This window comes from Streptomyces sp. NBC_01241, assembly GCF_041435435.1.
Lineage (GTDB): Bacteria > Actinomycetota > Actinomycetes > Streptomycetales > Streptomycetaceae > Streptomyces.
This window is the reverse complement of record NZ_CP108494.1, coordinates 2,850,666-2,873,707: the sequence shown is the minus strand read 5'-3', so window position 1 is coordinate 2,873,707 and position 23,042 is coordinate 2,850,666. Positions and strand designations below refer to the sequence as shown.

18 protein-coding genes, 1 tRNA gene and 3 pseudogenes are annotated in these 23,042 nt (G+C 70.7%); 13 read left to right on the top strand and 9 right to left on the bottom strand.

Annotated elements, in window-relative coordinates:
• Window positions 1-46: 46 nt before the first annotated feature.
• The gene (locus tag OG306_RS12485) at window positions 47-1,420 is read left to right on the top strand and encodes a sporulation protein (protein WP_371665281.1); all 1,374 of its coding nucleotides are present in this window, start codon (window positions 47-49) and stop codon (window positions 1,418-1,420) included.
• Between the two features lie 6 nt (window positions 1,421-1,426).
• On the opposite strand, the gene OG306_RS12480 is transcribed toward OG306_RS12485, so the two are convergent.
• The gene (locus OG306_RS12480) at window positions 1,427-2,347 is read right to left on the bottom strand and encodes a phosphotransferase enzyme family protein (protein ID WP_371666229.1); all 921 of its coding nucleotides are present in this window, start codon (window positions 2,345-2,347) and stop codon (window positions 1,427-1,429) included.
• A 380-nt stretch (window positions 2,348-2,727) separates the two neighbouring features.
• Between OG306_RS12480 and OG306_RS12475 the strand changes: the two genes are divergently transcribed.
• The 7 genes and pseudogenes from OG306_RS12475 (at window position 2,728) to OG306_RS12445 (ending at window position 10,730) form a co-directional block, all read left to right on the top strand.
• Window positions 2,728-3,228 carry a hypothetical protein gene (locus tag OG306_RS12475; RefSeq protein ID WP_371665280.1) on the top strand — a complete coding sequence of 167 codons (501 nt, stop codon included), beginning with the start codon at window positions 2,728-2,730 and terminating at the stop codon, window positions 3,226-3,228.
• Between the two features lie 119 nt (window positions 3,229-3,347).
• Window positions 3,348-3,782 (top strand): annotated as a pseudogene (locus OG306_RS12470) (DUF4291 domain-containing protein); the annotation flags it as partial.
• 127 nt (window positions 3,783-3,909) lie between these two features.
• Window positions 3,910-4,632, top strand: coding sequence for a DUF981 family protein (locus OG306_RS12465; RefSeq protein WP_371665279.1), 723 nt, complete (start codon window positions 3,910-3,912; stop codon window positions 4,630-4,632).
• Window positions 4,633-4,782: 150 nt separating this feature from the next.
• Window positions 4,783-7,491 carry an alpha/beta fold hydrolase gene (locus OG306_RS12460; RefSeq protein ID WP_266746261.1) on the top strand — a complete coding sequence of 903 codons (2,709 nt, stop codon included), beginning with the start codon at window positions 4,783-4,785 and terminating at the stop codon, window positions 7,489-7,491.
• Complete coding sequence (locus OG306_RS12455) at window positions 7,488-8,363, top strand: ABC transporter permease (protein ID WP_266746260.1); 876 nt, start codon at window positions 7,488-7,490, stop codon at window positions 8,361-8,363. Before OG306_RS12460 ends, OG306_RS12455 begins: the two co-directional genes overlap by 4 nt.
• Before the next feature lie 132 nt (window positions 8,364-8,495).
• Window positions 8,496-10,088: a vWA domain-containing protein gene (locus OG306_RS12450; protein WP_266746259.1), complete on the top strand. Its 1,593-nt coding sequence runs from the start codon at window positions 8,496-8,498 to the stop codon at window positions 10,086-10,088.
• A 183-nt stretch (window positions 10,089-10,271) separates the two neighbouring features.
• The gene (locus OG306_RS12445; protein ID WP_266746258.1) at window positions 10,272-10,730 is read left to right on the top strand and encodes a DUF1772 domain-containing protein; all 459 of its coding nucleotides are present in this window, start codon (window positions 10,272-10,274) and stop codon (window positions 10,728-10,730) included.
• Window positions 10,731-10,836: 106 nt separating this feature from the next.
• Here OG306_RS12445 and OG306_RS12440 read toward each other — a convergent pair.
• Window positions 10,837-11,073, bottom strand: a pseudogene (locus tag OG306_RS12440) (rhamnose ABC transporter substrate-binding protein); the annotation flags it as partial.
• Between the two features lie 33 nt (window positions 11,074-11,106).
• Window positions 11,107-11,421, bottom strand: a complete 315-nt coding sequence (locus OG306_RS12435) for a hypothetical protein (RefSeq protein WP_266746257.1) — start codon at window positions 11,419-11,421, stop codon at window positions 11,107-11,109.
• A 294-nt stretch (window positions 11,422-11,715) separates the two neighbouring features.
• Between OG306_RS12435 and OG306_RS12430 the strand changes: the two genes are divergently transcribed.
• Window positions 11,716-13,221, top strand: a complete 1,506-nt coding sequence (locus OG306_RS12430) for an FG-GAP and VCBS repeat-containing protein (RefSeq protein ID WP_371665278.1) — start codon at window positions 11,716-11,718, stop codon at window positions 13,219-13,221.
• 334 nt (window positions 13,222-13,555) lie between these two features.
• On the opposite strand, the gene OG306_RS12425 is transcribed toward OG306_RS12430, so the two are convergent.
• The 4 genes from OG306_RS12425 to OG306_RS12410 are packed head-to-tail and all read right to left on the bottom strand — an operon-like array spanning window position 13,556 to window position 16,726.
• Window positions 13,556-14,632: an ABC transporter ATP-binding protein gene (locus tag OG306_RS12425; RefSeq protein WP_266746255.1), complete on the bottom strand. Its 1,077-nt coding sequence runs from the start codon at window positions 14,630-14,632 to the stop codon at window positions 13,556-13,558.
• Entirely contained in the window at window positions 14,629-15,489 is an 861-nt protein-coding gene (modB, locus tag OG306_RS12420; protein ID WP_266746254.1) for a molybdate ABC transporter permease subunit, read from the bottom strand. The genes OG306_RS12425 and modB overlap by 4 nt, the downstream gene beginning before the upstream one ends.
• On the bottom strand, window positions 15,486-16,304 hold the full coding sequence (gene modA / locus OG306_RS12415) for a molybdate ABC transporter substrate-binding protein (RefSeq protein ID WP_266752180.1): 819 nt from the start codon (window positions 16,302-16,304) through the stop codon (window positions 15,486-15,488). Before modA ends, modB begins: the two co-directional genes overlap by 4 nt.
• A gap of 35 nt (window positions 16,305-16,339) precedes the next feature.
• On the bottom strand, window positions 16,340-16,726 hold the full coding sequence (locus tag OG306_RS12410) for a TOBE domain-containing protein (RefSeq protein ID WP_266746253.1): 387 nt from the start codon (window positions 16,724-16,726) through the stop codon (window positions 16,340-16,342).
• A 138-nt stretch (window positions 16,727-16,864) separates the two neighbouring features.
• On the opposite strand from OG306_RS12410, the gene OG306_RS12405 reads away from it, so the two are divergent.
• The gene (locus tag OG306_RS12405) at window positions 16,865-17,335 is read left to right on the top strand and encodes a molybdopterin-dependent oxidoreductase (protein ID WP_266746252.1); all 471 of its coding nucleotides are present in this window, start codon (window positions 16,865-16,867) and stop codon (window positions 17,333-17,335) included.
• Between the two features lie 316 nt (window positions 17,336-17,651).
• On the opposite strand, the gene OG306_RS12400 is transcribed toward OG306_RS12405, so the two are convergent.
• The gene (locus tag OG306_RS12400) at window positions 17,652-18,047 is read right to left on the bottom strand and encodes a TOBE domain-containing protein (RefSeq protein WP_266746251.1); all 396 of its coding nucleotides are present in this window, start codon (window positions 18,045-18,047) and stop codon (window positions 17,652-17,654) included.
• Between the two features lie 167 nt (window positions 18,048-18,214).
• Window positions 18,215-18,287, bottom strand: a tRNA-Arg gene (locus OG306_RS12395).
• Between the two features lie 329 nt (window positions 18,288-18,616).
• On the opposite strand from OG306_RS12395, the gene OG306_RS12390 reads away from it, so the two are divergent.
• From OG306_RS12390 to OG306_RS12380, 3 genes and pseudogenes are all read left to right on the top strand, one after another.
• Window positions 18,617-20,269 carry an ATP-binding protein gene (locus tag OG306_RS12390; RefSeq protein WP_266752179.1) on the top strand — a complete coding sequence of 551 codons (1,653 nt, stop codon included), beginning with the start codon at window positions 18,617-18,619 and terminating at the stop codon, window positions 20,267-20,269.
• Entirely contained in the window at window positions 20,266-22,239 is a 1,974-nt protein-coding gene (locus tag OG306_RS12385) for a GTPase (protein WP_266906700.1), read from the top strand. Before OG306_RS12390 ends, OG306_RS12385 begins: the two co-directional genes overlap by 4 nt.
• A 100-nt stretch (window positions 22,240-22,339) precedes the next feature.
• A pseudogene (locus OG306_RS12380) lies at window positions 22,340-22,732 on the top strand (single-stranded DNA-binding protein); the annotation flags it as partial.
• Window positions 22,733-23,042 lie beyond the last annotated feature (310 nt).

Sequence of the window (23,042 nt, the reverse complement as noted above, 5' to 3'; positions counted from 1 at the left end):
GTGACAGAATGGGTAATTGACGTGACGCCGGGGGTGCCAGCAGAACGTGAACAAAGAGCCGAACCATCAGTTGGCCGCCGTCATGGCGGAGGCCGGAGCATCGAACAAGGGGTTGGCCAAACGGGTTCGCGAGGTCGCGCAGCGACACGGCGCACACCTGGGGACCACGCACGTCGCGGTTCAGCGGTGGCTGGACGGGAGCGGTATCCAGCGGCAGACCGCCGCGTTCGTCGCCGAGGCACTGAGCGACAAGTTACGGCGGAGGATCACACCGAATGACCTTGGTTTTCCCGGTGTCCCGTCGTCACCTGTTCCCGCGGTCCGCATGCGGTACGCCGGATCGTTGACCGAGACGCTGAAAACCCTCGACGGTCTCACCCACCAGCGTCCAGAGGACGGCCCGTCGGATGAACCCCCGCTTCCCGATGACGACGTGCACTCCGCTGCCCTTTCCTGGCTAGTTTCCCGCCCCGATGGTGTGCCCGTAGACGCCCCCGCCACCCGCCGCGTGAGCATGCGCGATGTCGCTGCAATCCGGACCGCCGCCGGGTTCTTCATGCAGCTCGACTTCCAGTTCGGCGGAGGCCACGCGCACAAGGCGTTCCGGCACTACTTCCGCGAAGACGTGCTTCCGCTCCTCGGAGCGAGCTACAGCGCCAGAGTGGGCGAAGCGCTGTTCAAGGCCGCCTCGGAGATGTCACAACTTCTCGCCTGGAGCGCGTACGACAGCGGAAACCATGCACTCTCCGACCGCTACATGATGTCGACGCTGCGGCTGACACAGGTGGTGGGTGACCGCATGATGGGTGCGCGCATCCTGAGCAACATGAGCCACCAGGCCAACTATCTGGGCCAGGCGCCCCGCGCCCTCATGCTGGCCCGCGCGTCGGTCGAGGGCGGCAAGGCCGGCTCCACACCCCGTGCCATGGCGCTGTTCTCCGCCCACGAGGCGCGTGCCCTGTCCACCGCACAGGACCATAAGGGCGCCGCCCGCGCGATGAACGAGGCGGAAAGGTTCTTCGAGCGAGCCGACTGCGCCGACGACCCCGAATGGCTCTCCTACATGGACGAAGCCGAGCTGATCGGCGAATTCTGCCACTGCTTCCGCGACCTCGGGCAGGGCCCCGAAGCAGTCCGATTCGCCGAACGCGCCGTCGCCCTTACCGACCCCAAGTACGCTCGTACGCTCGGCTTCTGCCGCATGGTGCTCGCCCAGAGTCAGCTACTCAACGGCGACCTCGAAGAGGCCGTGACGACCGCAGGTCTCGCTGTCGAAGCGGGAGACGCTCTCCAGTCCGCCCGGTTCCAGCGGTACGTGGGCGACTTCCAGCGCGAAGTCTCTGTCCACGCGACGAACCCCGTCGTTCAGCAGTTCAACGAACATGTACGAGACGCGATGAAGCGGATGGACGACGAGTAGCCGGGATTACCCCGGGTTCCAGTCGCGCGGCGCGTTCTCGTTCCGGAGCGAGGAAATACGACGGGCATACTCGGCCGCCGTCTCGGCGCTCTCGCCCACGTTCTGCATGATCCACGTCGTCATGTTGAACTCCTGCACAGCCCGGAGAGTCGGGAAGCCCACCCAGGTCCGCAGATCCCGACCGTACGCGCCGACGAAGGTGTCGTACTCCTCTTTGGTCTGCCACCCCAGGCGGTCGTGTTCCGTGGCGGTGACCATCAGATCCCACTCGGGAAAGTCGAAGCTGAACCGCTCCAGATCGATCAGAGTGACCTGACCGCTCCGGTCCACCATGAGATTCTGCACATGCGCATCCCCGTGCACAGGGCCTTTCACAGACTCGAACCGAAGATCCCGTACCCGGTCCCGCAGTTCGCACGCCCGCTTACGCAGGAACGCGCGGTCATCCTCCGGTATGTCGACCGCCGCTTTGATCCGCCGCTCCGTCCGGTCCAGAACCGGGTAAGGCGGAAGCGACAGACCGCCCGGCAGGGTGAGCGAGTGCAAGTCCCGGAGGACCGCGCCCAGCTCCCCGTATGTCGGCTTTCGGTCACTCTCCTCGATCAAATGCCAGAAAGTCACCGGGTGGCCGTCGACCACCAAGGGTTGTTCCAGGTCGTCGACCACCCGCGTAACTGGGAAGCCCTCACCCACCAACCAGCGCGACACCTCAACCTCACCCCGCGCCGAGTCCAGATACTCCGTCGACCGCGCAATCCGCACCACCACCGGATGAGCCGCCAGCCGGAACAACGCGTTCTCACCCAACCGGATCAGAGACGCCCCGTCACCATCCAGCCCAACCCGCCGGCACGCCACGTTCATCACCCGCGTAGCGCCGGCTGATGTGAACCCTTTTGCCACACTTTGCTCAGCATCAGATGGCATGCCCGTATCCACTCCTTCAAACACCGCCAACCCGGTATCGCGGACGCCAAGGTCGGCAACAGACGTCAAGGCGAAGGTACCCACGGGTGGCGAGGGCAGACGGCGCGGGGACGCGGGGATTGGCCGTCCTCCGGGACGTGGATCAGCCTGACATCAGGGATAGCCCCTGATCGGTCGGTAAGCAGCGGAACATAAAAGGGGGGCTGCCAGCGAGACATCTCCCTCTGCCTTCGGAGCGGACCGCAGAGTCGGGTCGTACGTCGCCATCCCCGAACCAACGAGCAGCTTCGGTCGGGTGTGTCTGCCGTAGATCGCTGGGCCTGTACCCATCGCAGTTCCGCCACCTGTTCGCCTACATCCCGGCCGCTGTCGGATACGGCGTGGTCGTCTTCGACAAGTGGGTCTGGCACTGGCCCAGCATCCACCGTTTCACCGGCCGGCCCTGGGTCACCGGCACCTGGCGCGTGATCCTGTCCCCGAGCCCGGACAGCCACATACCCGAAGGCGGAAACCGGGGCCCGATCACCACATACTTGACGATCGAGCAGACCTTCTGGAGCCTGCACGCCACGCTCCGCACCGAAGAGAGCACCTCCCGTTCAAGCAACGCCACCATCAGTTCCCCCGAGAACTCCGGCACCGCAGAGATCGGGTTCCTCTACGACAACACGCCCCGCGTGGAGCACCAGCACCGCAGCCCTCGACACGAAGGGGCCTGCCGCATCTCTGTCGCGGGCCTGAACCCTCGGGCAGCAACTGGGCACTACTACACCAGCCGGTTCACCGCCGGGGACATGGACTTCACCCTGCTCAACCGCTCCATCGACTACGGCACGTTCGCCGAAGCCCAGGCAGCCGACCCGGAGCACACCACTAGCTGACTGAGCCGTCACCAGAGAAAGCCGATACCCCCGGGCGCTGTCAACCCCAGATGAGTGGGGGCTGTACGGAGGAGTGATGAGTGGCGACAAGCAGAGAGAAAAAGGGCTATGAACGCGGCTTGACATGGATCAAGCCGAGCTTCCTGTGGATGATGTACCGCTGCGGCTGGGCCATGAAGGAGGGGCAGGAGACCGTCCTGGCCGTCGAGATCGCTCGCGAGGGCTTCGACTGGGCGCTGGCCAACTCCGAACTCTCCCACTACGTACGGGGAGTTCACCCCGACCGCGGCACCTGGCAGCAGCGCCTGCGCCGGAGTCCGGCCCGCGTCCAGTGGGACCCCGAGCGCGACCTCCGTCTGAACCGGCTCACCTACCGCTCCCTGCAACTCGGCCTCTCCGGCGAGGCGGCGCGGCGGTACGCGGACGAGTGGGCGGTCTCGATCCGTGACGTCACCCCGCTCGCCCGGCGGATCCGCGAACTGGTGTCGGCCGGACGGCTCGACGAAGCGGCGGAACTCCTGCCGCGGGAGACGCCGTATCCCGTGGGAACGTGACCCCGGACCCTTCGGCCCCCTCGGCCTCTCGGCCCCTTCGGCCCCGAACCGGCCACCCCGCCGCTCCCGACTCGGGCAAAAGGATTAATTACCCGATAATGAACATAAGGGGCATTACCGTGCGTGCATGACTCACCATGCCATCCTCCTGGCGGCATCCGGCCTGAAGATCGACTGGGCCAGGATGCCGACGTACAACACGATCATGGCGGTGGCCGCCGGAGCCGGGCTGCTGCTCGTGGTGGCGCTGGGACGCCTGCTCCTCGCTTCCGATCGCACCATCACCCCCGAAGGCTGGGTGCTGGCGTTCGGTGCCGTCGGCTTCACGCTTGTCACCACCGGCCTTCACATGACCCTGACCTGGCCGCTCGCCGGACAGGGCTTCCCGTTCGACAACATCATCTTCGGCGAACCGGCACTGGCCTTCGGCGTCTTCCTGCTTGCCGCATCCTGCTACCTCTGGAAACGCGGTGCCGAACTCAACAGCGCCGACCGCATCGTTCACTCGGCCCGGGTTGCCGCACCCATCTCCGTCTTCGTCTTCGGCCTCGGGCTCGCCTGCTTCGGGATCGCCGCCGCGGGCTGGAAGTACACCCTCTTCGCGGCACCGCCCGAGGAACCCATCTCCGGCGAGTTCGCGAAGTGGCCGATTCTGGAAGCGAGCTTCATGTCCGGGCTGTACGTCCTCGTGGGCATCGGCGCGCTCCTGTTCCCGTTCGCCCTGCGCCGGCCCAGGAGTTGGCTGAGCCCGGTCATCGGAGGCGTCTGGGGCCTGGCCGGACTGGCGTTCCTGCTCTTCGGCGGGCTCAACTACTTCACCCACATCGGTCTCATCGTCAACACCATGTGACCCGCGCGGAATCCCGGTGAGCCCGGCCCGGGATCCTCGGCATACCGCGTACGGAGTACGGCGGGTGAGTGCCGTACGCCGAAAGGAGGCCGGAGAGTTCCCCCCGGCGGCTGCCCGCACGCCGCGATGGTCCGCTTAGGGTCGGGAACCATGGAGACCCCTGATGCGCGCACGTCCCGGTGGCGGCGGCTGCTGCCCCGTATGCCCCGCAGCCGCGGCCGGTGGGCCGCGGGCCTCGTGGCGCTCGCCGTGCTGGCCGGTGCGGGTACCTGGACCGCCGCGGCCGACGACAGCGTGCCCGCAGTGCACCGCCAGGACCGGATGATGCGGATCGACGGGGTGTCCCTCGACACCTCGTACTTCACCACCGGGGGCGCGGAACGCCGGCCCGCCGTGCTGATCGGGCACGGATTCGGTGGCAGTAAGGACGATGTACGGGCGCAGGCAGAGCAGTTGGCCGGTGCCGGGTATGCCGTACTGACCTGGTCCGCCCGCGGGTTCGGGAAGTCGGGCGGGGAGATCTCGCTCAACGCCCCCGACCGCGAGGTCAAGGACGTGTCCCGGCTGATCGACTGGCTGGCGGACCGCCCCGAGGTGGAGCTCGACGCCGAGGGCGATCCCCGGGTCGGGGTCACCGGGGCCTCCTACGGCGGAGCCGTCTCGCTCCTGGCCGCCGGGTACGACAAGCGCGTCGACGCCATAGCGCCGCAGATCACCTACTGGAACCTGGCCGACGCACTGTTCCCCGACGGGGTCTTCAAGAAGCTCTGGGCCGGAATCTTCGTCACCACCGGCGGCGGCTGCCAGAAGTTCGAGAAGCAGATCTGCGCGATGTACGAACGGGTCGCCGTCAGCGGGAAACCGGACGCCGCCGCGCGGGCGCTGCTCACCGAGCGCTCTCCGAGCGCCGTCGCCGACCGCATCAAGGTGCCCGCGCTCATCGTGCAGGGCCAGACCGACTCCCTCTTCCCGCTCGGCCAGGCCGACGCCATGGCCGAGGCGATCAGCGGCAACGGCGCACCGGTCGCCATCGACTGGATCGCCGGCGGGCACGACGGCGGTGACATGGAGAGCGACCGGGTGCAGCAGCGGATCAACGGCTGGTTCGACCGGTATCTGAAGGGCGACAAGGGCGCCGACACCGGGCCCGGCTTCCGCGTCACCCGGACCGGAGGTTTCGACTCCACCGACGGGGCCGCCCTCACGCGCGGTGCGAGCAGTGACACGTACCCCGGGCTGAGCAGCGGAGGAGAATCGATCAGCCTCGGCCACCGGACTCAGACGTTCCACAACCCCGCCGGGGCCAACCCGCCCGCCATCTCGGCCGTTCCCGGCGTCGGCGGCGGACTCTCCCGGCTGTCGTCCCTCGGTGTCGGCCTCTCGGTCGACTTCCCGGGGCAGTACGCCCGCTTCGACTCGGCGCCGCTGGACGAGTCCCTGCGCGTCACCGGTTCACCGACCGTGCGGGTCGACGTCGAAGCGCAGCGGGGCGACGCCGTGCTGTTCGGGAAGGTGTACGACGTCTCGCCGGACGGCAAGCAGCAGGTGCTGCCTTCCCAACTGGTCGCACCCTTCCGGATCACCCCGGACCGGCAGGGCAAGGACGTGCGGCTGACCCTGCCCGCCATCGACCACCAATTCGACGCGGGACACCGGCTCCGTCTGGTCCTCTCCGCCACCGACCTCGGCTACGCCTCACCGGCCGAGCCGGCGACGTACACCGTGACCGCCGCAGGGCCGCTGACCGTCCCCACCGCCCCCGCACTGAAGACCGCCGCGGCCACCCTGCCGTGGTGGACCTGGGGGCTCCCGGCCGCCGCTGTCGTGATCACCGCCCTGCTGCTTCTCACCGCCCGCCGCCGAACCGCGACCCCCGCACCCGATCCGGCGCTCGCCGAGGTACCCCTCCAGATCACCGGCCTGTCGAAGAAGTACGCAAAGTCCGCCGGTCTTCCCCAAGCTCTCAGCTTCGTTCGAGCAGGGGAGACCCCGTTCGCCGTCCGGGAACTGTCCTTCCGGGTCGAGAAGGGGCAGGTGCTCGGACTCCTCGGACCCAACGGCGCGGGCAAGACCACGACCCTGCGCATGCTGATGGGACTCATCGCGCCCGACGACGGCGAGATCCGGGTCTTCGGGCAGGCCGTCCGGCCGGGCGCGCCCGTGCTCTCCCGCGTCGGCTCGTTCGTCGAAGGGGCAGGCTTCCTGCCGCACCTGTCCGGGCGATCCAACCTGGAGCTGTACTGGCAGGCCACCGGGCGCCCCGCCGAGGACGCGCACATCGAAGAGGCCCTGGAGATCGCCGGACTCGGTGACGCACTGGCCCGCGCCGTCCGCACGTATTCGCAGGGCATGCGGCAACGGCTCGCCATCGCCCAGGCCATGCTCGGCATGCCGGACCTGCTCATCCTCGACGAACCGACCAACGGACTCGACCCGCCCCAGATCCGCGAGATGCGCGACGTGATGATCCGGTACGCGGCCGGCGGCCGGACCGTCATCGTCTCCAGCCATCTCCTGTCCGAGGTCGAACAGTCCTGCACCCACCTCGTGGTCATGGACCGCGGCCGGCTCGTCCAGGCCGGCCCGGTCGCCGAGATCACCGGCTCCGGCGACATGCTGCTCGTCACCAGCGCGCGCGAACTGGCCGAACCCCTCGTGGAGAAGATCGCCGCACTGCCGGGCATCGGTTCGGCGGCCCGTACGGACGACGGCCGCGGCCTGCTCGTCCGGCTCGACGGCGCCACCTCGCCCGAGCTGATCACCGAACTCGTCCGGCTGGACGTGCCGTTGACCGGTGTCGGGCCGCACCGCCGCCTGGAGGACGCGTTCCTCACCCTGATCTCCGGAGGCTCCGCATGAGTGCCGCAGTCGATGTCACCGAAGCCGCCGGCGCCCCCGGCTACCGTGCCCGGCACACCCTGCCGCTGCGCGTCGAGGCGGTACGCCAGCTACGCAGGCGCCGCACACTGCTCATGGGCGGGGTGCTGGCCGCGCTGCCGTTCATCCTGATCGCCGCGTTCGCGATCGGCGGCACACCGTCCTCGCGGGGCGGCGGCGACCGGCTCACCCTGATGGACACCGCGACCGCGTCCGCCGCGAACTTCGCCGCGACCTGCCTCTTCGTGTCCGCCGGGTTCCTGCTCGTCGTCCCGGTGGCGCTGTTCTGCGGGGACACCGTCGCCTCCGAAGCCAGTTGGTCCTCGCTGCGCTACCTGCTGGCGGCGCCCGTGCCACGGGCCAGGCTGCTGTGGAGCAAGCTCGTCGTGGCGCTCGGCTTCAGCCTGGCCGCGATGGTGCTGCTGCCGCTCGTCGCACTGGCCGCGGGAGCCGCCGCGTACGGCTGGGGGCCGCTCGAACTCCCCACCGGCGGGGCGCTGGCGACCTCGGACACCGTGCCCCGGCTGGCGCTCGTCGTCGCGTTCGTCTTCGTCTCCCAACTGGTCACCGCCGGGCTGGCGTTCTGGCTGTCGACGAAGACCGACGCCCCGCTGGGCGCGGTCGGCGGGGCGGTCGGGCTGACCATCGTCGGCAATGTGCTGGACGCCGTCACCGCGCTCGGTTCCTGGCGCGAATTCCTGCCTGCACACTGGCAGTTCGCCTGGGCAGACGCGCTCCAGCCCGAACTGGAATGGGGCGGCATGGTGAAGGGCGCCGCGATCTCGGTGACCTATGCCCTGGTCCTGTTCGCCTTCGCCTTCCGGGGGTTCAGCCGTAAGGACATCGTGTCCTGAGCCCGGCCTCCCACCCGTTCCCCGGCCTCCGTTGCCGCATCGAGATTCATCCGCAACGTCTTCGTCTGCTCCTGGGCGCCATCTCGCACGGCACAGTCACAAGTGCTGACACGACGACGTTGGGGGCTGGGGATGGAACGCCGGACAGGAAAGTACGGAGCGACGTACGTACGGACATGGCACGCGGTACTCGGGGTGCTGCTGGCGGGCGGGGTGCTGCTCACCGGTTGCTCGGCCACGACGACCAAGGAGAACTCCGCCATGGACCGCGGGGGTGCGCCCGGACCCGCCCCCGCGGCGGGCGGTGTCGCGGACGGCGACGGCGCGAAGGGCGCGAAGAAGCAGGGCGGGCTCCGGGAGTCCGCGCCGCCCGACTATCTGTCCACCTTCGCGCTGGACGTCGACACCGCCTCGTACGGATACGCGCGCCGTACCCTCGCCGACGGCAACCTGCCCGAGCCGGCCACCGTGCGGCCCGAGGAGTTCGTCAACAGCTTCCGCCAGGGCTACCGGCGCCCGGCCGGCAACGGCTTCACCGTGAATCTCGACGGGGCCCGCGCCGGGGCGGACGGCTGGTCGCTGGTGCGGGTCGGCCTGGCCACCCGGGCCGCCCCCGCCCGCGACGAACGCCCGTCCGCCGCGCTCACCTTCGTCGTCGACATCTCCGGCTCGATGGCCGAACCGGGCCGCCTCGACCTGGTGAAGAAGTCCCTGGGCATCCTCACCGACGAACTCCGCGACGACGACTCGGTCTCCCTGGTCACCTTCAGCGACAAGGCGAAGACGCTGCTGCCGATGACCCGGCTGCGGGACCACCGCGGCACGATCCGCGACCGGGTCGACTCCATGGAACCCACCGACTCCACCAACCTGGAGGCGGGCATCCGGCGCGGCTACGACGAGGCGGTCGACGGCCGCGTCGAGGGCGCCAACAACCGGGTCGTCCTGCTCTCCGACGCCCTCGCCAACACCGGCGCGACCGACGCCGAAGCCATCCTCGAACGCATCGGCTCCGCCCGCCGCGAATACGGCATCACCCTCTTCGGCGTCGGCGTCGGCAGCGACTACGGCGACGCGCTGATGGAACAGCTCACCAACAAGGGCGACGGCCACACCACGTACATCGCCGACGAGACCCAGGCCCGGAAGGTCTTCGTCGACCAGCTGCCCGCACACCTCGAACTCACCGCGCGCGACGCCAAGGCCCAGGTCGCCTTCGACCCCGAGACCGTCAAGCAGTTCAAGCTGATCGGTTACGAGGACCGCAAGGTCGCCGACGAGGACTTCCGCAACGACCGCGTCGACGGTGGCGAGGTCGGGCCCGGGCACACGGTGACGGCGCTGTACGCCGTCCACCTCAAGGACGGCGCCGCCGGGCATGTGGCGACCGCGACCGTACGCTGGCTGGACCCGAAGACCCGGGCGCCGCACGAGCGGACGGGGTCGGTCGCGACGAACGCGATCGACGGCCCGTTGTGGGGCGGCGACAGCAAGCGGCTCCAAGTGACCGTGGTCGCCGCCTACTTCGCCGACGCGTTGCGCGGCGGCCGGCTGCCGGGCGCGCCCGGCCTCGCCGAACTCGCGAGGCGGGCCGAGAAGTTGGCATCGCAGACCGAGGACGATTCGGTACGGAAGCTGGCGACCGCGATCGGACAGGCGAACCGGCTCAAGGGCGGCGGGGGCGACAACGGGACCGGGGGAGCGCCGGAGGGCGAGATCGACTGACGGGGCCGAGGGGCCGAGGGACCGAGGGACCGAGGGGTCGGGGGAGGGGCAACGGGGCGCCCCGCCCTGCGGTCCGTGCCCCGCCCTGCGGTCCGTGCCCCGCCGCCCACCCTCCGCCACCGGGCCGCGCGATCCTGCGAAAGCCGGCTGTGCGGCCCGGCCGCCGAGGACATGATGTGCACCATGTCCTCTCTCCCCGCCCTGCTCCTCGCACTCGGCGTCATCACGACCGGCCTCTACGCGGGCTTCCTGCTGACCTTCCTGATAGCGGTGATGCCCGGCATCGCCGCACTGCCGGACGAGCGGTTCGCGGCCGCGATGCGCCGCTTCAACGAGAAGGTGCCGGGACCGGTCTTCCTGGCCCTCTTCCTCGGCGTGATCGCCTTCCCGGCCGCCGCGGTCGCCGGAGCCGACGACGGTACGGTCCGGGCGCTCGCCGTGGCGGCGCTGGTCTGCGGGGTCGGCAGCCACCTGGTCACGATCGCCGGGAACATCCCGCTGAACAAGGCGCTCGCGGAGTCCGAGGGCGGTGACGACGGCGCGGCCCGCGAGGCGTTCGAGTCCCGCTGGAACACCCTCCACCGGATCCGGACGGCCCTGTCCCTCGCCGCGTTCGCCCTGCTGGCCGTGGCGGCCGGGTAGGCGAACGGGCCCGGCCTCGTCCCCCGTACCGGCGGGGGCGGGTACGTCCACGCGTCGCATGAGGCGGAATTCCTGGGGTCTTTCGATTGGATCATGCCGGGCTCGCTCAGAAGTCGAACCCGTCGATGTTCTTCCTGTCGAAGACGGTCGGCTCGCCGAGGATGACCTCGCCGTCCTTGCCGACCGTGTACTCACCCAGCTCGCCCGCCTTGAACTTCTCGCCCTCCGCGCCGCTGATCTGCCCCGACGCCGGCGCCGCGGCCGCGTACGCGCCGAGGTGGCCGAGCTCCTCCGGGTTCCACAGCGAGAACTGCTCGACGGTGCCGTCCTTCACGTACTTGCGCCGCGACGAGGATCGCGTCCTGGCGTTGCTGGATCAGTGTGTTGATGGAGCCGACCTGCGAGGAGGCGCTGGCGTCGGACGGGCCGACCGCACGACGTAGGAGCAGTGCAGCTTCGCGGCCATCGGTACGTCTGCCGTCAACGCGCGGTGGACAACGCTCAGTTGCCGCCTCTGTACGTCGGTGACGGCCCTGCTCACGAGGGCGACGAGGTTGCTGCGGCCGGGCCGGTAGTCCCCCAGCGCGAGGGAGCCGTGCGCCCAGACCGCTTCCAGGGGCACGGCGCGACCGGCGTCGACGATGAAGCGGTCCAGGAGGAGCCGGGTGGGCTGCGCCTCGTCGGCGTGCATGGCTCCGACCATGGCGCGGGTGCCGGGGTGCCGGGGTGCCGGGGTGCCGGGGTGCCGGGGTGCCGAAGTGCCGGGGTGCCGGGCGCCGAAGTGACGGACGATCGGATCAGGCCTCCGCCGGGATTCGGGGTGGAAGAGCTGTGACAGTCCAGGGGGAACGCAACCCTCGGGCGGCACCACTGGTCTGAGTCTGCAAAGTGCCGGTGCGGCGCATGGCCCTGCACTCCCGTACATCCCGGAAACCCGCCGAGTCCCGCACCGCCCCCTCATCGCTGATCGAACGAAGGAGTCCACGTGGCAATCCGCACTCCAGGAATCACCGTGGTTCTTGCCATCACCGTGGCGACCGCCGTGATCACCCTTCCCGCCGCCGCCCAGGCGTCGACGTCCGCCCCCGCTACAGCCTCCGCGACCCCCACGCGGGCCGTGCCCGCCCCGACCCCGCGACGCGACGACTTCAACGGGGACGGCTACCCGGACCTGGCGTTCACCGCGCCCGGTGCCACCGCCGGGGGCAGGACCAAGGCCGGGTACGCGGGTGTGGTGTACGGCTCCAAGAGCGGTCTGCAGACCTCCACCAGGCAGGTCTTCACCCAGGACTCCCCCGGAATCCCGGACACCGCCGAGGCAGGTGACGCGTTCGGCAGCTCGATGGTCTCCGCCGATCTGGACCGGGACGGGTACAGCGACCTCGTGGTCGGCGCGCCGAAGGAGGCGATCGGCTCATTCAAGTCGGCCGGTTCGCTCACCGTCATCTGGGGCGGCGCGCACGGACTGTCGGGTGGGGCGACGCTCCTGACGGGCAATCAACTGTATGACGGGATCGGCGGCAAGGCAGCCGTCGGAGACTTCGACGGCGACGGAGCCATGGACGTCGTCACCCTCGGAATGAACGGTATGCACATCCTGTCCGGCCCGTTCGAGCGCGACGGCAGCGCGGCGGCCGTCAGGGTGATCCGCGACATGGACGATCTGCGGTACCTGGACCTCGCGGCGGGCGACTTCAACGGCGACGGCCGCGACGACCTGGCCGCCGTCGTCCACGACGACTACGAGCTCGACGCCCGGCGCATCCTCGTCCGTAACGGCGGTGCCACCGGCCTCAGCGAGAAGTACACCGTTGTCAAACGGGCGGACGGCTACCGCCTCCAGGGCGGCGAGACCGTCACGGCCGGCCACATCAACGGTGACAAGTACGCCGACCTCGTCGTGGGCCGCACGATCGAGGGCTACGACAGCGATCTGGACTATCCGCTCGCCCTGGGCGGCATGATCACCTACGTACCGGGCAGTGCCACCGGCCCGCGGGGCGACCGGGCCAAGGTCTTCAACCAGGACAGCGCCGGTGTCCCTGGTGTCGCCGAAGTGCACGACGGATTCGGCGCGTCGCTGTCGATCGGTGACATGAACGGTGACGGCTACGGCGACATCGCCGTCGGCGTGCCCTACGAGGACCTCGGTACGACGAAGAACGCGGGTTCGGTCCTGGTCCTTCCCGGCACCGCGTCCGGCCCGACCGGGACGGGCACGGTGGGCTTCAACCAGGACACGGCGAACGTCCCCGGGGTGGCCGAGGCGAACGACAGGTTCGGCGCCGCCGTCAGGCTGGTCGACGCCAACCGTGACGGCCGCACCGAACTGGCCGTCGGCGCCCCCGGCGAGAACACCCACGCAGGTTCTCTGTGGGTCTTCCCGGCCACGGCCTCCGGCGTGACGGCCAAGGGCTCGTTCGCGTTCAGCCACGGAACGCTGGGCACGGTGGGCACGAACGCACAACTGGGTTCATCGTTCAACCGCTGACCCGTTCCGAATACCGGGGCAGGAGGGCAGGGCACGCGCCACCTGCGGCGTAGGAGAACGCGAGGTGCTCGCCCTCGTGGCCCAGCGCGCCCGACCGTCCTCCCTGGCAGGTGGCGGAAGAAGCCCGGCTCCACGCCGACCGTGGAGCCGGAATGCTCAGGCTCATGGCGGAACGCCTCACGAAGACAAGGGTTGAGTTGTCACGTTTCGGTCCTGCTGTGGCCCCACCGTAGCCGGGACCGGGTGGGGCGTGCGTTGGACCCATCGCATCTGTGATGGATGAGGCAGGCGGCGCCTCGCAGGTCGTGGACGCTCTCCGGATTCTGCGCGTTCTTCAGGCGGGGTACGCGTGGGTCTGCGTAGCCTTTACCGTCGCCCAGACCTCCGCACCCGGGTGCAGGTCGAGCTCGGCAGCGGCGACCGTGGTGAGATCGGCGGCGAGGGGGAGATCGCCGGTGAGGGCGGCGCGGATCCGGTCGCCGTGGGTCTCCAGGCCGGCGACCTCGCAGCGCCAGAGGTTGCGGGCGCTGGAGCCGGTGGGCCTGCTGCGGTGGAGGGTGACCGCGTTCGGGGGAAACGCCATGAAGACCGGTCCGGACAGGGCCTCCGTGGTGGTGATGGCGGGACCGGTGTCGAGGCGGACCGTGTGGCCGTCCGCGTGACCTCGGTAGAGGTTGAGGCCGACGAGCTGCGCGATGTAGTCCGTACGGGGATGACGGGCGATGTCGGACGGGCTGCCCTCCTGGACGACTTCGCCGTGCTCGACGACGACCAGGCGGTCGGCGAGGACCATGGCGTCGAGCGGGTCGTGCGTGACGAGTACGGCGACTGCTTCGAACTCGGCCAGGTGGCGCCGGAGTTGGGTGCGGACCTCCAGGCGGGTACGGGCGTCGAGGGCGGCGAGGGGCTCGTCGAGGAGGAGCAGGCGTGGGTGGGTGGCGAGGGCGCGGGCGAGGGCGACGCGCTGCGCCTGGCCGCCGGAGAGCCGCCGAGGCTTGGCGCCGGCGTGATCCGTGAGACCCAGGCGGTCGAGCCAGTCGGCGGCCTGCGCACGTGCCTCCGCCTTGGTCGCCCCGTGGCAGCGCGGCCCGAACGCCACGTTGTCCAGGGCGGTCAGGTGGGGGAAGAGCAGATAGTCCTGGAAGACGACGCCGACCGGGCGGGACTCCGGCGGCGTATGCTCCAGCGTCGCGCCGTCCAGCCGTAGGTGACCGCCGGTGAGCGGTGTCAGGCCGGCGAGCGCGCGCAGGGCCGTGGTCTTGCCGGCGCCGTTCGGACCGAGCAGGGCGACCACCTCGCCGGGCGCGACGGTCAGCGCCACGTCGAGGCGGAAGGCGCCGCGGTCCACCACGAGGCGGGCGTCGAGCCCGTCCGGGGCCGTGCCGGTGCGAAGGTCGTGAGTTCTGGTCATCCGGCGGTCATCCAACGGTCGCGCAGTCCGGCCAGCACCGCGATGGACACGGCCAGCAGCACCAGGCTGAGGGCGATCGCCGCCTCCGGGTCGCTCTGCAGGGCGAGGTAGACGGCGAGGGGCATGGTCTGGGTACGGCCGGGGAAGTTGCCGGCGAAGGTGATGGTCGCGCCGAACTCGCCGAGCGCGCGGGCCCACGCCAGGACCGCGCCGGCCGCGATGCCCGGCGCGATCAGCGGGAGTGTGACCCGGCGGAACGCGGTGAAGCGGGACGCGCCCAGGGTGGTCGCCGCCTCCTCGTAGCGTGGGTCGGCGGCCCGCAAGGTGCCCTCGACGCTGATGACGAGGAACGGCATGGCCACGAACGCCTCCGCGACCACGACCCCCGCCGTGGTGAACGGCAAGGTGATGCCGAACCAGGAGTCCAGCCACTGCCCGACGATGCCGTTGCGGCCGAGCGCCGTCAGCAGCGCCACGCCACCAACGACCGGCGGCAGGACGAGCGGGAGTGTGACGAGAGCGCGGACGAGGCCGCGTCCGGGGAACTCGACCCGGGCCAGCAGCCAGGCCAGCGGCACCCCGATGACCAGACTCACCGCGGTCGCCGCCGTGGCGCAGACCAGGGACAGCTGGAGCGCCTGCCACACCTCGGCGCTGGTCAGCTGCTCGGGCATGCTGCGCCACGGGGCCCGTACGAGCAGGGCGATCAGCGGCACGATCAGGAACGCCAGGCCGATCAGTGCGGGCACGAGCAGCGGGAGCGGTACGCCGCGACCGCCACCCGCCCGGACACGCCGACGCCGCGGCCCACCCTCGAGGACGCCGGGCGCGGCGTCGGACTTGACGGTCGAGGTCACGGCTTCAGGAACCCGGCCCCGGTCAGGACCTTCTGGCCCTCGGCCGACTGCACCAGAGCGATGAACGCCCTGGAGGCATCGGCGTTGGGGGCGTCCTTGAGCAGGGCGATCGGGTAGTCGTTGACCGCGTCGGCCGACTCGGGGAACTCCACGCCCTGCACCTTGTCACCGGCCGCCTTCACATCGGTCCTGTACACGACCGCCGCGTCGGCCTCCTTCAGCTCGACCTTGGTCAGGGCGCTCTTGACGTCCTGCTCGTACGACACCGGAGTGAGCTTGAGGCTGCCGGCGTCGAGGGCCTTCTGGGCGGCGGCGCCGCACGGCACCGCTTTGTCGCAGAGCACGACCTTCAGGCTCGATTTGGTGAGGTCCTTGAGGGAGGTGATCTTGTCCGGGTTGCCCGGCAGGGTGGCGATCTCCAGCTGGTTGCGAACGAAGGTGGCGGGCGTGCCGGAGGCGTCGCCCGCGTCGGTGACGATCTTCATCGTCTTGGGGCTGGCCGCGGCGAAGACGTCGGCCGGCGCGCCACCGGTGATGCTCGCGGCGAGAGAGTCGCTGCCGCCGAAGCTGAACGTCACCTTCGTACCCGGGTGTTGCTTCTCGAACTCCTTGCCCAGGGTCGTGAAGCTCTCCTTCAGCGAGGCCGCGGCGAACACGGTCACCGTGCCGGACAGCTTGTCCGACGAGGCGGCCGAGGCGGAGGAGTCCGACTTCACCGACGAGGAATCGTCGGACGAGGAGCAGGCGCTCAGAGCCAGCAGCGCGGCGGTGCCTGCACCGGTCATGTGCAGGGTCCGGCGTGCGGTACGGGATATCACGGGTCCACTCCCTCTGGTCCTGACGGACACATCTACGGTCTGTCGACGATCACGTTGGCCGGCTTGATCACGGCAACCGCCGGAACGCCGGGCTCCGGCTTCAGTTCCTCAGCCGACTCGCGGCTGACCACCGCCACCACCCGGAACGGTCCGGCCTGGATTTCCACCTGCGCCGACACGTCTGTGAGGGTCACGTCGGTGACGATGCCGGAAAAGCGGTGACGGGCCGAGGAGCCGGTGGAATCCCGCTCCGTACGGTGCAACCGCCGGGCGTAGGCCGCGAGGGCCGGCCCGGGGATGATCCGGCGGCAGGTCCCGTCGCGTTCGGCGGTGAGTTTCCCGCCGTCGACCAGACGCCTCACGGTGTCGGCACTGACGCCGAGTAAGGCGGCCGCGTCCCCGATCCGATAGGTGTGCATGCGCTGATCATACTGCCGCAGATGCGAGGGGAAAGCCTTCTGTTGCTTTGCATGAGCCGGATCTCTGATCTTCCGGGGTGGCATGTGCGTTTGTGCAGGATGGGTATCCGGGTAGGGGCATCCGGGAGGTGGTAGCCCGTGAGTCAGTTCCCCGTAGTGGCGGACACGGTGGCGGAATTCGCCCTCGCCGGCGATCTGATCCGTCCGACGCGTCTGACGGTGCCCGACCTGCTCGCCTGGCCGCAGCACGAGGCCGACGTCAGTTTCGAGTGCGCCACCAGCGGCATCCGGCACCACCGCTTCACCGGGCCGCTCCTGCACGACGTCCTGTCGGCGGCCGGTCCCGTCTTCGACCCCGCTCGCCGCAAGGACCGCCTGCGTTTCCTGATCGCGGTGTTCGGCGCGGACGGCCACCATGCCCTGCTGTCCTGGGCGGAGATCGACCCCGACTTCGGCCGCGCGCGCGTACTGCTCGCCGCCACGATCGACGGCACTTTGCTCGACCGCGCCGGCGCGCAGCTCGTCCTCCCCCAGGACCGCTGCGGGGCCCGGCACATCAGCGGCATCAACGCGATTCGCGTGGACGGTGGCTACGCCCCGCGGGCGTGACACCGGGCAATACCCGTACGGCAACGGCGAAGAGCGGCCTGTGAGCCGGGCGGAACCCACGGGCGTCCTGATCGTCCGGCATGTGCCGCACGAGGGTCCGCCCCCGACCCGGACGCCCGCCTCGCCCATCGACTGGGCACCGAGGGGCCCACCTCTCGTTCGGATCAGGCCGGCGCGCGTGCCCCGGCACCGCGCCTCGCCGCGTTGTCGTCGGTCGCCGACGCACGAGCCGGACGTCCCGGATCATCCGCCGCGGACGGCGCTGCTCCTGGCCCGACTCTCGTGGGTGAGGCCCGGGGAGGCCACCGTTTCCCGGTCAGACGCGGTCGATGTGCACATTCGTCGACTTCACCCGGGCAGTGGCCTCCATCCCGACCTCCAGCCCCAGTTCCTCCACGGCCTCCCGCGTCAGCAGCGACACCAGCCGGTGCGGGCCGGCCTGGATCTCCACCTGGGCGGCGACGTCACCGAGCTTCACCGCGGTGACGATCCCAGGGAAGGCATTGCGGACCGAGGTGTACGAAGCGTCCTCCTCACCGCCACCGCCCTTGGCCAGCTCCACGGAGAAGACGGCAAGGTCCTTACCCTCGATGAGCCGTCGCCCGCCCTCGTCCCGATGGGTGACCACCCGGCCGGCGTCGGCCCAGCGCCGCGCGGTGTCGGGGCTCACACCGAGGAGCCGGGCGGCCTGGCCGATTGTGTAGAACTGCATACGCGCCAAGATAGGCCCATCCACAGACGCCCCTGCCCACCGCACCGGTCTGGCCGGGCCGGCGCATCCGCCGGTCTTGCGCCGTCTCTACGGCGCGCTCGCCAACGTGCCCCCGGCCAGCGAAAAGGCCCTCCGATGCGGAGGGCCTCATGAGGGTACGGACTGTGCGCCCCCGGCAGGACTCGAACCTGCGGCCAAGCGCTTAGAAGGCGCCTGCTCTATCCACTGAGCTACGGGGGCCGGGTGGTGGCCTCGACCGGCCTGGAGCCCTGGGGCCTGGCCGGTCGGCGACCTGCCGGGACAAGGATAGGGCTCCGATCGCCTCGTCCTGGTTGCTTCACCTGCGTGGCACGATGTGGAGGTTCGGTGAAGCGAACCGATAATCGCAGGTGGGTGGGGATCGTGCACCGTTTTTGACGCCTCGCGCCCCGGGTGTTGTGCACTCGTTATGCCTGCGCCCCACTCGTCCCCTCTGTCCCGACTCCCTTCCAGGGGGAGAACCGGCGCGCAGAGGTGGCTATACGCTTCAAAAAGGCGCCAAAATTGGGCATTCTTCGCATGTGGTGACCTTGAACGTACGGCCTCAGCTCATCGACGCACTTTCCGCCCTGCGCGACCGTGTCGCTGCCGTGCGTCTTCCACTTCCGTTGCCGGGGGCCGCGCGGGCCCGTCAGACCCGGAGCGAGCTGCTCGCCCAGCTCGACGACTATCTGCTTCCCCGGCTCAGGGACCCCGAAGCGCCGCTGCTCGTGGTGATCGGTGGGTCCACCGGGGCCGGGAAGTCGACGCTCGTCAATTCGCTCGTGGGGCGGCTGGTCAGCGAGGCCGGGGTGCTGCGGCCGACCACCCGGACGCCGGTACTCGTCTGCCACCCCGATGATCACCACTGGTTCGCGGGGGGCCGCGTACTGCCGCAGCTCACCAGGGTCTGGCTGCCGCCCCAGGATTCCGGGGAACCCGGCCGGTGCGACGACCTCGACGGGCTCGACGGGAGCGGGGAGGAGGACGGGACCGCGCTGCGCGTCGAGACCGCGACCGGTCTGCCGCGCGGACTCGCGCTGCTCGACGCGCCCGACATCGACTCGCTCCTGGTGCGGAACCGGGTGCTGGCCGCCGAGTTGATCTGCGCCGCGGACGTGTGGGTGATGGTGACCACGGCGTCCCGGTACGCCGACGCGGTGCCGTGGCATCTGCTGCGTACCGCCAAGGAGTACGACGCCTCGCTCGTCACCGTCCTCGACCGGGTGCCGCACCAGGTGATCGCCGAGGTGTCGCGGCAGTACGGAGCGCTGCTCACCAAGGCGGGCCTCGGCGAGGTGCCGCGCTTCACCATTCCCGAGCTGCCCGAATCGGCCGGCGGCGGCAGCGGGCTGCTGCCCACCACCGCGGTCGCCCCGCTGCGGGCCTGGCTCAGCCACCGCGCCCAGGACCCGGCGGCCCGCCAGCAGGCGGTCGGGCGTACGGCGGCCGGGGTCATCGACTCGCTGAACGTACGGATGCCCGCGCTGGCCGGGGCCGTCGCGGCGCAGTACGCGGCGGCCGTGCGGCTGACCGGTGTCGTCGAGGACGCGTACTGCGCGGAGGGCGCCCGGGTCCGGCGGCGGCTGCGAAACGGCGGCGTGCTCGCCGGGGACGCCCGGACCCGGTGGCGCGGATACCCGCTGTACAGCACCTCCGAGGAACTCCTCGAAGCGCTGGTGGAGAGTCTCGCCGCACTCCTGCAGTGCGCCGTGGCCGCCGCCGACGAACAGATCCGCACGACCTGGCAGCGCGAACCCGCGGCCGGGGTGTTCGGCTTCGAGGACGTCGGCCGGGAGGCCGGCGGATGGGGACCCGCCGAGGACATCCGGGGCCGGATCGCCATGGCCGTACGGCGGTGGTGGCGGGTGCTGGAGGAACTGGCGGAGGAAGAGGTGCGCCGGCTCGAACGCAACGCCGCGCCCGACACCGAGACGGTGGCGGCGCTGCTGGCCGCCGCGCTGCTCGGCGGCCGCCGCACCCGCGGCGCCGGAGAACAGCTCGCCGAACGGATCGGCGCCCAGGGCGCGCTGCGGCTGCGTGACAAGGGCGGCGAACTGCTCACCGACTGCCTCGACCGGGTGCTGGACGGCGAGCGCGACCGGCGGCTCGCACCGCTCGACGCACTTGACGTCGCCCCGGAGCCGCAGGCCGATCTCATCGCCGCTCTGTCCGTACTGCAGAAGGAGAGGTGGCAGCGATGACTGCCGTCATTGACGAAGGGACCGGCCGGGGCGAGAGTCCCGCACCTCACGAGGACAGCGACCGCCCGGGCCGGACGCCCGACAGGCCGACGCGCGTGCCGGAGGCGGGCGGGGACTGGAACGACGGGCTCATCGCCCGGCGTGCCGCCGCCATGAAGGCGGATCCCGGGCCCGGGACCGCGGACGACGACGTGCGTACGCCGCAGGTCGAGGCGTACGTACCGTCCGGTGGTCCGCTCCGGCCGCGGCTCGACGCGCTGCGTGAACTCGTCGGGCTGTCCAGGGCCAGGCTCGACGGGGCCACCCTCGCCGAAGCAGGACGCGTGCTCGACGAAGCGGCGGCCCGTCGGCGGCTCTCCTCCCGGCACACCGTCGTCGCCATCGCCGGAGCGACCGGCAGCGGAAAATCGGCCCTCTTCAACTCTCTCGCGGGCGTCCAGATCTCCGAGACCGGGCTGCGCAGGCCGACGACCGCCGCTCCCATCGCCTGCTCCTGGACCGACGGGGCCGCCGGACTCCTGGACCGGCTCGCCATTCCCGGACGGCTCAGGCGCAGGCCGCAGCAGGGCGGCACGGACGCCGACGAGGCGCTCCAGGGCCTTGTCCTCGTCGACCTGCCCGACCACGACTCGGCGGCGCCCGGACACCGTGAGCAGGTCGACCGGGTGCTCGCACTGGTCGATGCGGTGATCTGGGTCGTCGACCCGGAGAAGTACGCGGACGCGGCCCTGCACGAGCGCTACCTGAGGCCGCTCGCCGGGCACGCCGAGGTCACCTTCGTCGTCCTCAACCAGATCGACCGGCTGCCCGGCGACGCCGCCGACCAGGTACTCGACGATCTGCGCCGGCTGCTCGACGAGGACGGCATGGCGCTCGGCGAACACGGCGAACCGGGCGCCACCGTCATGTCCCTGTCCGCGCTCACCGGCGACGGCGTGGGCGAACTGCGCGAGGTGCTCGGCCGCTTCGTCCAGGAGCGCACGGCGGCCGCGCGCCGACTCTCCGCGGATGTGGACGCCGCCGCCGCCCGGCTCCGTCCCGTGTACGTCGCCGAGGGGCGGCCCGGACTCGGCGAGCGGGCCCGAGAGGAGTTCGCCGACCGGCTCGCGGAAGCGGTCGGAGCGGCCGCGGCGGGCCAGGCCGCCGAGCGCGAGTGGCGCAGGAACGCCGGACGGGCATGCCGCACGCCATGGCTGCGGCTGTGGCGCTGGTATGAGTCCGCCCGGCGGCCGGGAAGCCTGGAGTGCCCCGCGCTGCCCGCGCCCGTCGAGGAGGAGCTGACCGCCCGGCAACGCGTCGAACAGGCGGTACGGACCGTGGCGGACGAGGCCGCCGACGGGCTGCCCGGTCCCTGGGCGCAGGCCGTCCGGGAGGCCGCGGTGAACGGTGCGGACGGGCTGCCGGAGGCGCTCGACGAACTGGTGGAGAAGGCCGGCAGGGACGAGGGACGGGAGCGGCCGGCGAGCTCCTCCCCGGGTGGCGGTACGGGCGGTTCCGGCGGCGGCGCGGCGCAGGGGGGGATCGGTCAGGGGGGTTCGACGGTGATGGCGACGCGGGTGGCTGGGGCCTCCGGTGTGGCGCACAGCGGTCGCGTGGGCGGGAAGCCACCGCGGCCCCGGTGGTGGCCCGCCGCGGTGCTGGCGCAGGCGTCGATGACGCTGCTGCAGATCTTCGGCGCGCTCTGGCTGGTCGGCCAGATCGTCGGCGTGCTCGAACCGGGATTCCTCACGCCCGCCCTGGTGATGCTGGCCGGGGTCGTCGGCGGGCCGTTGGTGGAGTGGTCGTGTGCGGCCGCGGCGCGGGGACCGGCGCGACGGTACGGGCAGGAGGCCGAGCGGCAGTTGCGCGAGGCGGCGGCGGCCTGCGGCCGGGCGCGGGTGCTCGATCCGGTGGCGGCGGAGCTCGTGCGGTACCGCGAAGTGCGGGAGCGGTACGTGGCGGTGACGGAGTTTTCCACAACTGTCCGGTAGTCCACAGGCCTCAGCGGGAATTCCGCCTCTCCTTCAACCTGGGATCTGTGACCGCGCGGGTGCGGGCACGGGAATCGCAGTCCGAAGGGGAGGCGGAGTCATGAACGACACCTTGGTGACACTGGTGGGCAACGCGGCGACGGGCGTGGAATTCAGGGAGACCGCGACCGGCGGAATGGCGCGATTCCGGTTCGCGGTGACGCCGCGCCGATGGGACCGCGAGAAACAGTTCTGGACGGACGGACACACCAGTTTCTACACGGTGTGGGCCTGGCGGTCTCTGGCGACGAATCTGTCCGGTTCCGTCTCCATCGGAGAACCCCTGGTCGTGCACGGCAGGTTGAAGGTGCGCGAGGAGGAACGGGAAGGCCTGCGCAGGACGTTCGTGGACATCGAGGCGGTCGCGGTGGGACACGATCTGACCCGGGGAACGGCGGCGTTCCGGCGCGTGACGAAAGGCGATCCGAGGTCGGTGGCGCGCCGGGGGAGTGTGGACGGTGCGTTGGACCGGGGCGACGGACCGGGGCGCTCGGACGAGCCGGACTGGTCGGGTGGCCCGGCGCGGGAGACGCGGGAAGCACAGGAGGTGAGCGAGGCGCGGTCGGGTGGTTCGCGCGAAGCGGCACGGGCCGAGGGGGACGAGCGGGAAGGAGGGGGCGAACAGTCCGAGCGGGTCGAGCAGTCCGAGCAGTCCGAACAGGCCGACCGGGTCGGTCGACAGCGGGTGCGGCGGCCGACGGTGCGTCAGAAGCGCGGTAAGGAACTTGCGTCGGTGTCGTGACCGGACGAGAGCGAGGAGACGG

Excerpts from the sequence above, each read along its gene's own strand:
- OG306_RS12480 (WP_371666229.1), bottom strand. The coding sequence starts at position 2,347 with ATGCCATCTGATGCTGAGCAAAGTGTGGCAAAAGGGTTCACATCAGCC.
- OG306_RS12465 (WP_371665279.1), top strand. The coding sequence starts at position 3,910 with ATGACTCACCATGCCATCCTCCTGGCGGCATCCGGCCTGAAGATCGAC.
- OG306_RS12460 (WP_266746261.1), top strand. The coding sequence starts at position 4,783 with ATGGAGACCCCTGATGCGCGCACGTCCCGGTGGCGGCGGCTGCTGCCC.
- OG306_RS12455 (WP_266746260.1), top strand. The coding sequence starts at position 7,488 with ATGAGTGCCGCAGTCGATGTCACCGAAGCCGCCGGCGCCCCCGGCTAC.
- OG306_RS12450 (WP_266746259.1), top strand. The coding sequence starts at position 8,496 with ATGGAACGCCGGACAGGAAAGTACGGAGCGACGTACGTACGGACATGG.
- OG306_RS12445 (WP_266746258.1), top strand. The coding sequence starts at position 10,272 with ATGTCCTCTCTCCCCGCCCTGCTCCTCGCACTCGGCGTCATCACGACC.
- OG306_RS12435 (WP_266746257.1), bottom strand. The coding sequence starts at position 11,421 with ATGCACGCCGACGAGGCGCAGCCCACCCGGCTCCTCCTGGACCGCTTC.
- OG306_RS12425 (WP_266746255.1), bottom strand. The coding sequence starts at position 14,632 with ATGACCAGAACTCACGACCTTCGCACCGGCACGGCCCCGGACGGGCTC.
- OG306_RS12410 (WP_266746253.1), bottom strand. The coding sequence starts at position 16,726 with ATGCACACCTATCGGATCGGGGACGCGGCCGCCTTACTCGGCGTCAGT.
- OG306_RS12400 (WP_266746251.1), bottom strand. The coding sequence starts at position 18,047 with ATGCAGTTCTACACAATCGGCCAGGCCGCCCGGCTCCTCGGTGTGAGC.
- OG306_RS12385 (WP_266906700.1), top strand. The coding sequence starts at position 20,266 with ATGACTGCCGTCATTGACGAAGGGACCGGCCGGGGCGAGAGTCCCGCA.